Here is an 11829-nt window from a genome sequence, read left to right as displayed (position 1 = left end):
CGCCCTGTCTCCGGACGGGGCGTCGTTCGTTCCGGGCTCGTGGCAGGGCGCCTCTTGGCGCCTCGAGGGCTCAGCGGGAGCGGTAGACGATACGCCCCTTGGACAGGTCATAGGGGGTCAGCTCGACCTTGACCTTGTCGCCGGTCAGGATACGGATGTAGTTCTTGCGCATCTTGCCCGAGATATGGGCGGTCACCACGTGGCCGTTCTCGAGTTCGACCCGGAACATGGTGTTGGGAAGGGTATCGACGACGACGCCTTCCATTTCGATATGGTCTTCGCGTGCCATATAGGCGATTCCTCGCTGGTGATGTCGAACAACAAAGCGGCACACGGCGGAAAGCCGGCTGTGCCGATAAGGATAGCGCGATATTGTGCCGCATGCCGCCCGCCAAGGCAAAAGATGGGGCGTTTCAGTCGAGGATCAGGCGTCGCCAGTGTCGACCGTCGAGCCGTTCCAGAGGGCGGAAACTCTGCTTGTAGGCCATCTTGCGGCATTGCTGGATCCAGTAACCCAAGTAGACGTGGGGCAATCCCAGGTAGCGGGCGCGCTCGACCAGGCTGAGGACCGCGTAGGTGCCGAGTGAGCGGCGCTCGAACTGGCTGGCCGGGTCGAAGAAGGTATAGATCGCCGACAGGCCATGTTCAAGCTGATCGAAGGCGGAGACAGCGAGCAGGCGGTCGCCGAGTCGCAGCTCGAGCAACTTGGCGTAATCCTGGTCCAGGGTCAGGAAGGTGCGGTACTGGTCCTCACTCGGCGGATACATGTCGCCGTCGCTGTGCCGCGTGCGGATGTAGTGGGCATAGAGCGCGTAGTGTTCGGCATCGAAGACGGCGGGGCGCACGTGCTCGCTCACGTCGGCATTGCGACGCATGAGTTTGCGCTGGGTGCGACTCGGCGTGAAGTCGTCCACCGGAATGCGTACCGAGACGCAGGCGCTGCATCCCTCGCAATGAGGGCGGTAGAGATGGTGGCCACTACGCCGGAATCCCAGCAGTGTCAGGGCGTCATAGACGCCGACGCCCGGAGATTGCTGGGGGTCGAGGAACAGCGTGGTTGCCTCGCGTCCCTCCAGATAGCTGCATGAGTGCGGCACCGTCAGGAAAAAACGCAGATCGCGTATCGGCTGCCGGGGAGTGTTACTGCTCAAGGCTGCCGTCTCCTCTCGTTCGTGGCCCTGTCATGTTACCTCGCCGAGCCGTGTGAACGACCAGGTTGGTGGGGCGATGGCATTCGCTTTTAGAATGTGCTCGCCTTCCGGCATATCGCCCAGCCACTGTTCAAGATAGCCGATGAATTCGGCTCGGGCGATGTCTCGGGCGCCCAGGCTTGCCAGGTGGGCGGTATGCATCTGGCAGTCGATGAGTCGTCCGCCCTCGCGGGCCATGGCCCTGGCCAGCGCCACCAGGGCGATCTTGGAGGCATCGGCCTCGCGCGAGAACATCGACTCGCCGAAGAAGACCGGTCCCAGCGCGATGCCGTAGAGGCCTCCCACGAGGCTGCCGTCATGCCAGACTTCCACCGAATGCGCTGGACCAAGTTCGTGAAGGCGACCATAGGCGGCGCGCATTTCGTCGGTGATCCAGGTTCCCGGCTGGTCGCGACGCGGTGCCGCGCAGGCGCTGACCACGGCATCGAAGGCGGTGTCGGCGGTGACCTGGAAGCCACCGTTGCGCAGACGCTTGGCGAGACTGCGACGGACCCGGATCTCGTCGGGCAAGAGTACCATGCGGGGATCCGGGCTCCACCAGAGGACCGGCTGCCCCTCGCTGTACCAGGGGAAGATGCCGTGTCGATAGGCGGTGAGAAGCCAGGCAGGGCTCAGATTTCCGCCCGCCGCCAGCAGGCCGCCGGGATCGTCCAGGGCGGTGTCGACCGGGGGGAAGTGGATGGGATGCTCGGGCAGCCAGGGAAGCATGAGAGACCTTTCCTTGCGTCGGGAGCGCCAGTGTGACGGGCGCCAGGGCGCCACTCAAGCATCGAAGCCCCTGTGACGGCGCGGCCAGGCTCGGTATGATTGACCTTTGTGGAATCTGGAAGACGCCATGTGGCGCAAGGGGATGGCCGCTTGACTGCCAATAAGAAGTCCGCGTCGCACGGTCGTGCGGCGAATGCCAAGGAGAGGGCCAGGCGCTTCGGCCTGCGGTTGCAGGGATCGGCGCGCGAGGGCGTGGTGATCCTGTTGCTGGCGGCCTGCGTGTTTCTGTTGCTGGCCCTGTTCAGTTTCAATGCCGGTGATCCCGGGTGGTCGCGCAGCGGACCGGAAACCGAGGTGGCCAACTGGATGGGCGCCATCGGGGCCTGGCTCGCCGATGTGCTGTATTCACTGTTTGGTGCCAGTGCCCTGTGGTGGCCGGCCATGCTCGGATTTGCCGCCTGGTGGTTGATACGCTCCCGGCAGGTGGACTTCGAGTGGGATGCCACCCTGCTGGCGGTTCGCTGTGGCGGGCTGGTGCTGCTGCTGCTGGGCACCACGACGCTGGGCGCCCTGCATTTCTATCGTCCCGACAGCCCCTTGCCCTATGCAGCAGGGGGAATCCTCGGCGAAGGGCTGGTCGGGGCCTTGCTGCCCATGCTGGGTAGTGGCGGCACGTCGCTTCTGGCATTGGCCTCCATGCTGTGCGGGGTTCCGCTGTTCACGGGGCTGTCCTGGCTGACCATCATGGATGAGCTGGGGCAGCGTGCCGTGCTGGTGTGGCGTTGGGCAGCGAGCCGTTTTGCCCTGAATCAAGGAGAGTCCGATGCCGAGGAGGCCTCGTCCGAGCCGAGCCGGTCGCGCAGCCGTCGAGCGTCGTCATCCGACAACGATGAGGTGACGGCCAAGGAAGCCGAAACCGAGACCGAAAGCGGGCCGCTGCGCGGGGCCTGGTGGCGACGCCTGGTGCCGGGATTCGACAGTGGCGAGTCGCCGGTGCTGGAGGGTGCGGGCCGTCGCGATCCCGGCTTCGGGGACGACGGCAAGACCGAGATTCCCTGGGAGGTTCCCGATCGCACGCCTTCGGCCAAGCGTCCTGAGGCAGCTTATACCGCCCAGGCTTCCCAGGGGCCGAAGGAGCCGACCATCTCGTTGTCGCCGAGGGAAGCCTCCACGCCGACACAGGCCGAGCGTGCGCCGAGCGAGAGCCCGGCTCCTCGAGCCTCGGCCTTCGTCGCGCCGTCTTCTGCCGAGCAGCCTCCTGCTGAATCGTCGCCCAGTGCGCCGTCCTCTGCCGAGTTGTCGATCTCGGCCCGAGAAGACGATTCGAGCGCTTCCGAGTCAGCCGATGCACCGGCCAGGACAGCCGACGCACCGGCAAGCGAGGCTCCATCGCCGCGCGAATCGCAAACGCCGCGTCGGGAACCGGAAACCGTTCCCGAGCCGATATTGCCGGATGACGATCAGATTCCGTCCTCCCTGCGGCGCGCCCCGGATGCCTCGTCTCCCGAGCGTGAGTCCGCACACGATGATACGGCGTCGCGTCCGGTCGAGACGCCCCGGGAGCCGGCCCCGTCTAAGCCGGCGGCTCCCACCGAGCCCGCGGGTGAGGGCGATAAAGCTGCCGCCGAAGCTCCCGGGGCGGGTGAAGCCACCGCCTCCCCGTCGCCTTCACCGTCGATGCCGGAACAAGCGCGTTCGCCCATGACGGCCGATGTGGACGGGGAGGCCGAGGAGAACGAAGCGCCGCGAACCGCCACGGCCGATCAGGCGCGAGAAGCTGCCGACGCAACGGGCCCCGCACTGTGGACCGTGGAGCATCTGCAGAACCAGCGGCCTTCCTTCGAGGAATTCTCCGAGCCGGACGGTGAACTGCCGAGCCTGCGCCTGTTGACGCCTCCGGAGCCGCATCAGCCCAACTATACCGACGAGCAACTGGCCGAGATGGCCGAGCTGCTCGAGACGCGGCTGCGCGAGTATGGCGTCAAGGCCGAGGTGGTCGATACCTGGCCGGGGCCGGTGATCACGCGCTTCGAGATCAAGCCGGCGGCCGGGGTCAAGGTTTCCAAGATCAGCAACCTGGCCAAGGACCTGGCGCGTTCGCTGATGGTCAAGAGCGTCCGGGTGGTGGAGGTGATCCCGGGGCGGCCTACCGTGGGTATCGAGATTCCCAACCCCCACCGCGCCATGATTCGGTTGCGCGAGGTGATCGATTCCGATCGCTATCAGCACGAGGCCTCGGCACTGACCGTGGCCCTGGGGCAGGACATCGGCGGTGCAGCGGTGGTGGCCAACCTCGGCAAGATGCCGCACCTGCTGGTGGCCGGGACCACCGGGTCGGGCAAGTCGGTGGGGGTCAACGCCATGTTGATCTCCATGCTGCTCAAGGCGCAGCCGGATGAGGTCCGCATGATCATGGTCGACCCCAAGATGCTGGAGCTGTCGGTCTATGACGGCATTCCGCACTTGCTGGCGCCGGTGGTCACCGACATGAAGGAAGCCGCCAATGCCCTGCGCTGGTGCGTGGCCGAGATGGAGCGCCGTTACAAGCTGATGGCTGCCATGGGGGTGCGCAACATCGCCGGTTTCAATGACAAACTCGACGAAGCCGAGCGTGCCGGCGCCCAGGTCGCCGATCCGCTTTGGGAGCCGCAGCCCTGGGAAATGCACCAGGCGCCGCCGGTACTCGAGAAGCTTCCCTACATCGTGGTGGTGATCGACGAATTCGCCGACATGTTCATGATCGTCGGTAAGAAGGTCGAAGAGCTGATCGCACGCCTGGCTCAGAAGGCCAGGGCCGCCGGCATCCACCTGATCCTGGCGACCCAGCGTCCGTCGGTGGACGTGGTGACCGGTCTGATCAAGGCCAATATCCCCACCCGCATGGCCTTCCAGGTCTCGTCCCGGGTCGATTCGCGCACCATCCTCGACCAGGGGGGCGCCGAGAACCTCCTGGGGCACGGTGACATGCTCTACTTGCCCGCCGGGGCCGGCATGCCCAGCCGGGTGCACGGTGCCTTCGTCGATGACGACGAGGTGCATCGCGTGGTCGAGGACTGGAAGCGACGCGGTGAGCCGGAGTACATCGACGAGATACTGTCCGGCGGTGTGTCCGCCGATGCCCTGGCCGGTCTCGAGGCCGAAGGTAGCGGCGATGGCGATGACGCCGAGCAGGATGCCCTCTACGACGAGGCGGTGCAGTTCGTCACCGAGAGCCGGCGGGCCTCGATCTCGGCGGTGCAGCGGCGTTTCAAGATCGGCTACAACCGCGCCGCGCGGCTGGTCGAATCCATGGAATCGGCCGGCGTGGTCTCGACCATGGGCACCAACGGCGCCCGCGAGGTGCTGGCGCCGCCGCCCGTGGGTGACTGAAGGCTATCGTGCAACCACCATGCAAGTTCGGGCGGGTGCGCAACTCGCCCGAATCACCGGGGTCCGAACGAGACAGGATGCCACCCCGGACCCCTTCAGGGAGATGACGACATGACAGTAAAAAAGAGCCTCGCCGCCGCCTGCACCTTGCTGGCCCTGACGCCGCTCACGGCGATGGCCGACGAGGCCGCCGAACGGCTGACGCACCTGCTCGAGCCGGTCAAGACCTATGTGGCCGATTTCGACCAGGAGATTCTCGACAGCAGCGGTCAGCGGCTCCAGGAAGCGAGCGGCCGCATGTGGCTGGCGCGTCCGGGTCGCTTCCGCTGGGAAGTGGATGCCCCCTATGAGCAGATCGTGGTGTCGAATGGTGACGAGGTCACCCTCTACGATCCCGATCTGCAGCAGGCCACGATCCAGGCCCTCGACGAGCGCGTGACCCATACGCCGGCGCTGCTGTTGTCCGGCAGCACCGACGAGCTGACCGAGAGCTACGAGGTGACTCGCTCGCAACAGGGAACCGCCGAAACCTTCACCCTGACGCCGCACGATGCCGATACCCTGTTCGAGTCGCTGAAGATGACCTTCTACGGCGAAACCCTCGGTCGGCTGCAGATGACCGACAGCACGGGGCAGCGTACCGCCATCGGATTCGATGACGCCCAGCAGAACGTCGAGGTGGCGGATTCCCGCTTCCAGCTCGATCTGCCCGAGGGGACCGATGTGATTCGCGAATCGCCCTGAACCATTCCCGGGGTCGTGTGAATCCCGCCAACTTTGCTGTCATCGCCCCTGTCGGTTGCATCCGTCGGGGGCGATGTCGTTTTCGACGGTCTCCGGCCGGATGGAGCCCCGGCGACCGAGGTGCCGGCTCACCGGCAGTACCGAGCCGAGCAGGAGCACGCCGAACAGCGTCAGGGCCGCAGTGTGGCCGAGCCGGTCCACCAGCGTGCCGGTCACCACGACTGGTACGCTGAAGCCGATATAGGCCATCAGGAAGAAACCGGCGCTGGCGCGGGAATGTTGACCATCGGCCGCATCGAGGACACCACTCAGCCCGCCGAGATAGATGAAACCGTAGCAGGCGCTGCTGGCGGCGAGTGCCCCGGCCAGTACGCCAGTCAGGCTGCCGGTGAGGGAGCCCCAGGCAAGCATCGTGTAGGCAAACGGCAGGATGCACAGGCCTAGCCGAACCGAAGTCACCGGGTTCAGGCGTCTTGCCAAGGGCTGGAACAGCACGCCGCCACTGCAGATGCCCAGGGTCGCGAATCCGGACCAGGCGGCAAGGTCGTGTCGGTCGAGGATGGCCGGAAGTACGGCGATGACCACTCCCACGATGGCCCAGGCCAGCAGGATCGACAGGCCGAACGGCAGGCTGCCTGCTGGATAGGCGGGAAGGCGCAGGAGCTGGCCGTTGGGAGTTGCCACGCCGGGTTCGTCCTTGAGTCCCAGCAGCAGTATCAGGGCCAGCCCTGCCATGCCCAGGTACCCCCACAGGCTGGGCGGCGTCAGGCTGGGCTCATGCAGCAGGAAGAGGCTGGTCGCAGCCGCACCCAGCCCGAAGCCGAGAGATGTGCTGGCCGTGACCCAGTTCGTCGGGCCTCGGCTGTCCGCGGTGTCGAACAACGCTAGCATGTAGGCGGGAGCCGATATGGACGTCAGGGCGGCGGCAATGCCCATCAGCAGCCGGGCCACGCCGAGGCTGACGACTCCAGGCACCACCAGGGTCAAGGCGGTGGCGATGGCGCACAGGCACAGCGCTGTCAGGATCAGTGTCCGCCGGCCGACGCGATCCGGCAGACCGCCGAGCAATATCAGTACCGGCAGGATGCCGAGCACATAGGCGGCGAAGGCCACCGAGGTGGCGGCGACACCGAGTCCATCGTGGGCCGCCAGGGCGGCGTAATAGGGGGCCTGAAGATTGACGGCGCTGGTGATCACGCATAAGGCGAAGGCGAGTCGCAAGGCATTGGAAGAGCGCATGGGATATCCCGGTGGCAGACATGAAGCTGCCAAGCTCTCACTGATGCCCATGCCGGATAAGATACACTCACGAACGATTTTACGGGAACTGTTCAGGATTTTGGCGGAACGGTGGACGGAGACAGGGTATGCAGTTGCAGATCGAGCCGGATGGAGACAGGCCGCTGGTTCAGCAGGTGACCGAGGGGCTCCGGGAATGGATCGAGCGACATGCAAGCAGTGGTGTGCGCTTGCCGTCGATCCGGCGCCTGTCCTCGGAACTGAATGTCAGTCGCAACATTGTCATCGAAGCCTACGAGCGGCTCGTTGCCCTGGGCTGGGTTCGCTCCCGGCCGGGCTCGGGGTTCTATGTCGCCGAACGTCCCATGGAGGCGGACGAGCAGGGCGCACGCAGCGGTATGGCGGACGTGTCGGGCGAGATGTGGAACCAGTTTCAGGACGACGGGAACTCCCTCCGGCTGGGATGTGGCTGGCTGCCCAGCGAGTGGCGGGAGGAAGAGGTCTTCGCCCATGCCGTGCGCCAGGTGACGCGGCATGCCTCGAGTGGTCTCTTCGACTACAGTACGCCGCTCGGTTCGCCGGAGCTGCGCGCCTTGATACAGGAGCGTCTGAGGCGGCTGGCCATCGACGCCGATGCCAACCAGCTGCTCATGACCGGCGGTGCCAGCCAGGCGCTCGACATCATCGTGCGCTGGCTGCTGCGCCCCGGGGACACCGTCTTCGTCGAGACGCCGGGGTATTACAACCTGTTCGGCCTGCTGCATCTGCAGCGTGTCAGGATCATTGGGGTGAGGCGCACCGCGGAAGGGCCGGACCCCGAGCACCTCGAGGCATTGCTCGAGCGGTATTCGCCGAAGCTGTTCTTCTGTAACAGTGTCTTCCACAACCCGACCGGAACCACGCTGAGCCCCGCCGTGGCCCATCGCGTGCTGCAACTGGCCGAGCGGCATGACATGCGGATCGTCGAGGACGATATCTATGCCGATTTCCAGCACGATCCCACACCCCGGCTGGCCTCCCTGGACGGCATTCGCCGGGTGATCTACGTGGGCAGTTTCTCCAAGAGCCTGTCATGCTCGTTGCGCGTCGGTTTCATCGCGGCGCCACCCGGCATGCTCAAGCCGCTGGTGGATGTGAAGATGCTGAGTAATATCGCCACCTCGCCGTTCGCCGAGCAGGTGGTGGCGACCCTGTTGCGCAACGGCGCCTATCGCAAGCTGATGGAACGCTTGAGGGTCAGGCTTGCCGCGCAGATGGCCCGTGCCATGCAACTGGTGCGTGAGGGCGGTTGGGAAATATATGCCGTGCCCCGGGGCGGCATGTTCCTGTGGGTGCGCCACCCGGACGTCGAGTCGTCCAGCGAACTGGTGGCTCTGGCGCGTCGCCGGGGCATTCGCCTGTCGCCGGGCCATGTCTTCTTGCCCGACGCCGACGATTCGCCCTGGCTGCGGATCAATGTGGCCTACACCAGTGATCCCGAAGCAGCGGCCTTCCTGCGCGCGCCGCTCTGATTCAGCCTTCTCCACGATCCGCGGCGTCGTCGAGACTGGCTCGCCAGGCCTGCATCTGCTGAAAGCGCTTTTCCTGGCCATATTCGCTGGGTTCGAAGAAGCGCTCGAAGGGCACTTCGTCCGGCCAGCAATCATGCTGGCTGCCCGCAGGATAGCCGTTGGGCTCGTTGTGGGCGTAACGGTAGCCCTCGCCGTGGCCGAGGGACTCCATCAGTTGGGTCGGCGCATTGCGCAGGTAGGTGGGCACTTCCAGGCGTGGCTGGGCGGCGACGAATTGCTTGGCGCGCTTCCAGGCCTGGTCGATGGCGTTGCTCTTGGGGGCGACCGCCAGGTGGATGGCGGCGTGGGCGATGGCGCGCTGGCCTTCGTAGTCGCCCAGCCGCAGGTAGGCGTCCCAGGCGGCCATGGCCAGCGGCAGGGCGCGGGGATCGGCATTGCCGACGTCTTCCGAAGCAATGGCAGTGAGGCGGCGGATCACGTCCAGGGGATCCCCGCCGCCCTGCATGAAGCGCGCGATATAGAGCAGGGCGGCATCCGGACGCGAGGAGCGCACCGACTTGTGGATTGCCGACAGCAGGTCGTAATAGTGATCGCCCTGCTTGTCGAAGGCACTGGCCTGATGGCCGATGACATCTTCCAGCGCTTCGCGGGGAAGCCGCTCGCCGTTGCCCTCGGGTTCGGTGAAGTCGCAGGCGGTTTCCAGCAAGCCCAGAGCGCGGCGGGCATCGCCGGCGGCGGCACGGGCCAGCAGGTTGAGCACCTCATCATCCACGGCGATGCGCCGAGCGCCCAGGCCGCGTGTTTCGTCGGCCAGTGCGCGACGCAGTACCTCGACCACGTCGTCATCGGTGAGTGCCTTGAGGACATGCACCCTGGCCCGGGACAGCAGGGCCGAGTTGACCTCGAAGGAGGGATTCTCGGTGGTGGCGCCGATCAGCGTCAGCAGGCCGGATTCCACGTGGGGCAGCAGGGCGTCCTGCTGGCTCTTGTTGAGCCGGTGGATCTCGTCGAGAAACAGCAGGGTGCCACGATCCTGGCCCTGGGCAACCCGGGCACGGTCGACGGCTTCCCGGATGTCCTTGACGCCCGCCATCACCGCCGAGAGGCGTTCCAGGTGGGCGCCGGATTCCTCGGCGAGTATCTCCGCCAGGGTGGTCTTGCCGGTACCGGGCGGTCCCCACAGGATCATCGAGCGCACCGTGCCGGTCTCGACCATGCGCCTCACCGGCTTGTCCGGGCCGACCAGCGCCTGCTGGCCCACATAGTCGGCGAGACGGCGCGGCCGCATGCGCCAGGCCAGGGGCGCATGCTGATCGGAGGTGGCTTGCTGGAACAAGTCCATGTGTGACTCCTTGGGGCTGCCGATTGAATGACATGATGGTCGGGAGCGGGCAAAGATGGCGTCCAGGGTCTAGCTTGATAACTCCGTCGTCCCGACTTGGGGAACCCATGCCGAGAAGGCGCGTCAAATTCAAGGTGCCTTCCGTCCATGACCGATACAGAGGAGGCCTTCGCCATGCCCATGCTGAACCAACTGCGTCAGGATCATGCCAACATGGCGCGCATGTTGCACGTTCTGCAGCTCAAGCAGAAGACCCTGGCTGGTGGTGAACGTCCCAACTTCCAGTTGGTGCGTGAAGTCGTGGATTATATCCTCGATTACATGGACGGTTTCACCTTGCCGCTGGAGGAAATCTGCTCGGAACGCCTGCGCGAGCTCGCCCCGGAGTGCGATGAGGTCACCGAGCGCCTGTCCAAGGATTATCGTGCGCTCAGGGCCCGGCTCAAGCGGCTGTCCAATGATCTCGACATGATCCTGATGGATGCCGTGGTGCCGATGGATTGCTTCGCCGATGACCTCAAGGGATACCTCGAGGCACATCGCAACTATCTCCGTGAGGAGCGCGAACGACTCTTCCCGCTGATCCGGGAACATTTCAACGATAGTGACCTCGACAACCTCGCCAAGGCCCTGCCGGCCGGTGCCTCCGCCGAACTGGAGCGTCTCCAGGCGGCCTATCCGGAACTCTATGCCGAACTGCGCGATGCACCGGAACCCGTGACCTGAGCGCCTTCTGCGTCCGCCTTGCCTTGGGGTAGAATGCGTCGCACTTCAATGACGAGGCGCGACGCCATGCATCATCATCCGCGATCCCTTGCCTTTGCCACCCTTTCGCTCCCCGGTCCGGTCAGGACCGGGGACGACCGGAGCGTGCGCTGATGGCGGGGCCGATCCTGGTGTTCGATTCCGGCGTTGGCGGTCTGTCGGTCGTGGCCTCGCTGCGCCGGCGACTCCCCGAGGCGGCGCTGGCCTACGCCTGCGACAATGCCATGCTGCCCTATGGCATGCGTGAGGATGACTGGCTGGTAGGCCGTATCCTCGAGGTCTGCGAGTCGGCAGTGGCGGCCAGTGGCTGTGCCGGGCTGGTAGTGGCCTGCAACACGGCCAGCACCCTGGCCCTCGAAGCGTTGCGCGAGCGGTTGACGGTGCCGGTGGTGGGGACCGTGCCGGCGATCAAGCCGGCAGCCGGAATGAGCGAGACCCGTCACATCGGTCTGCTGGCCACCAGCGCCACCGTGGGGCGGGCCTATACCCTGCGCCTGATTCGCGAGTTCGCCGGCGACTGCCGGGTGACGCGCATCGCCGCCGATCCGCTGGTGACCGAGGCCGAGCGTTGGGTAGCGGGCGAGCGTCCCGACCTGGATGTCCTGCGCCGCACGTTGTCGCCGATGGCGCAGATGCCGGATCTGGATACCATGGTGCTGGGCTGCACCCACTTCCCGTTGCTGCGCGATTGGCTCATCGAGTTCGCCCCGCGCCCCGTGCGCTGGGTCGATTCGGGCGACGCCATCGCCCGCCGCGCCGGCCAGGTGATGGCCGATCACCAGCGACGCCGGGGCAGTGAGACAGGCTGGGTCACGGCACCCTCCGAGGCGTTGTCCCGGGGGCTTTCCGGCTTCGGTTTCGCCGAGACCCGCTTGCTGCCGCTGAGCTGACGCGCCCGACTGCTGCATCCCCTGGCGTTGCGTCTTTATCGTTCACGCTA

Annotated in this window: 10 protein-coding genes; 5 read left to right on the top strand and 5 right to left on the bottom strand. The window is 65.8% G+C overall.

Features of this window, described 5'->3' with window-relative positions; all coding sequences use genetic code 11:
• Window positions 1-70: 70 nt before the first annotated feature.
• From infA to aat, 3 genes are all read right to left on the bottom strand, one after another.
• Window positions 71-289, bottom strand: coding sequence for a translation initiation factor IF-1 (gene infA / locus HELO_RS11380; RefSeq protein WP_013332816.1), 219 nt, complete (start codon window positions 287-289; stop codon window positions 71-73).
• Between the two features lie 124 nt (window positions 290-413).
• Entirely contained in the window at window positions 414-1151 is a 738-nt protein-coding gene (locus tag HELO_RS11375) for an arginyltransferase (RefSeq protein ID WP_013332815.1), read from the bottom strand.
• Window positions 1152-1181: 30 nt separating this feature from the next.
• Window positions 1182-1919 (bottom strand): leucyl/phenylalanyl-tRNA--protein transferase, encoded by a 738-nt coding sequence (aat, locus tag HELO_RS11370; protein ID WP_013332814.1) that lies wholly within the window; start codon window positions 1917-1919, stop codon window positions 1182-1184.
• Window positions 1920-2069: 150 nt separating this feature from the next.
• Between aat and HELO_RS11365 the strand changes: the two genes are divergently transcribed.
• Both HELO_RS11365 and lolA read left to right on the top strand, forming a co-directional pair.
• Window positions 2070-5288, top strand: a complete 3219-nt coding sequence (locus HELO_RS11365; RefSeq protein ID WP_013332813.1) for a DNA translocase FtsK — start codon at window positions 2070-2072, stop codon at window positions 5286-5288.
• 111 nt (window positions 5289-5399) lie between these two features.
• Window positions 5400-6032 carry an outer membrane lipoprotein chaperone LolA gene (gene lolA, locus HELO_RS11360; protein WP_013332812.1) on the top strand — a complete coding sequence of 211 codons (633 nt, stop codon included), beginning with the start codon at window positions 5400-5402 and terminating at the stop codon, window positions 6030-6032.
• Between the two features lie 39 nt (window positions 6033-6071).
• Here the strand turns inward: lolA and HELO_RS11355 are convergent, their stop codons facing one another.
• On the bottom strand, window positions 6072-7271 hold the full coding sequence (locus HELO_RS11355; protein ID WP_013332811.1) for an MFS transporter: 1200 nt from the start codon (window positions 7269-7271) through the stop codon (window positions 6072-6074).
• A 128-nt stretch (window positions 7272-7399) separates the two neighbouring features.
• On the opposite strand from HELO_RS11355, the gene HELO_RS11350 reads away from it, so the two are divergent.
• Window positions 7400-8782, top strand: a complete 1383-nt coding sequence (locus HELO_RS11350) for an aminotransferase-like domain-containing protein (RefSeq protein ID WP_013332810.1) — start codon at window positions 7400-7402, stop codon at window positions 8780-8782.
• A 1-nt stretch (window position 8783) separates the two neighbouring features.
• On the opposite strand, the gene HELO_RS11345 is transcribed toward HELO_RS11350, so the two are convergent.
• Window positions 8784-10124, bottom strand: coding sequence for a replication-associated recombination protein A (locus HELO_RS11345; RefSeq protein ID WP_013332809.1), 1341 nt, complete (start codon window positions 10122-10124; stop codon window positions 8784-8786).
• A 180-nt stretch (window positions 10125-10304) separates the two neighbouring features.
• On the opposite strand from HELO_RS11345, the gene HELO_RS11340 reads away from it, so the two are divergent.
• Window positions 10305-10850: a hemerythrin domain-containing protein gene (locus tag HELO_RS11340; RefSeq protein ID WP_041602558.1), complete on the top strand. Its 546-nt coding sequence runs from the start codon at window positions 10305-10307 to the stop codon at window positions 10848-10850.
• A gap of 152 nt (window positions 10851-11002) precedes the next feature.
• Entirely contained in the window at window positions 11003-11779 is a 777-nt protein-coding gene (gene murI / locus HELO_RS11335; protein ID WP_013332807.1) for a glutamate racemase, read from the top strand.
• Window positions 11780-11829: the final 50 nt, after the last annotated feature.

The organism is Halomonas elongata DSM 2581 (genome assembly GCF_000196875.2).
GTDB classification, from domain to species: domain Bacteria; phylum Pseudomonadota; class Gammaproteobacteria; order Pseudomonadales; family Halomonadaceae; genus Halomonas; species Halomonas elongata.
Note: the sequence above shows the minus strand (reverse complement) of the source record. Positions and strands in the feature narration are given on the sequence as shown.

Bases quoted from the DNA above. Each gene is read 5' to 3' on its own strand.
- HELO_RS11350 (WP_013332810.1), top strand. From the start codon at position 7,400: ATGCAGTTGCAGATCGAGCCGGATGGAGACAGGCCGCTGGTTCAGCAG.
- HELO_RS11345 (WP_013332809.1), bottom strand. From the start codon at position 10,124: ATGGACTTGTTCCAGCAAGCCACCTCCGATCAGCATGCGCCCCTGGCC.
- infA (WP_013332816.1), bottom strand. From the start codon at position 289: ATGGCACGCGAAGACCATATCGAAATGGAAGGCGTCGTCGTCGATACC.
- HELO_RS11355 (WP_013332811.1), bottom strand. From the start codon at position 7,271: ATGCGCTCTTCCAATGCCTTGCGACTCGCCTTCGCCTTATGCGTGATC.
- HELO_RS11340 (WP_041602558.1), top strand. From the start codon at position 10,305: ATGCTGAACCAACTGCGTCAGGATCATGCCAACATGGCGCGCATGTTG.
- aat (WP_013332814.1), bottom strand. From the start codon at position 1,919: ATGCTTCCCTGGCTGCCCGAGCATCCCATCCACTTCCCCCCGGTCGAC.
- murI (WP_013332807.1), top strand. From the start codon at position 11,003: ATGGCGGGGCCGATCCTGGTGTTCGATTCCGGCGTTGGCGGTCTGTCG.
- lolA (WP_013332812.1), top strand. From the start codon at position 5,400: ATGACAGTAAAAAAGAGCCTCGCCGCCGCCTGCACCTTGCTGGCCCTG.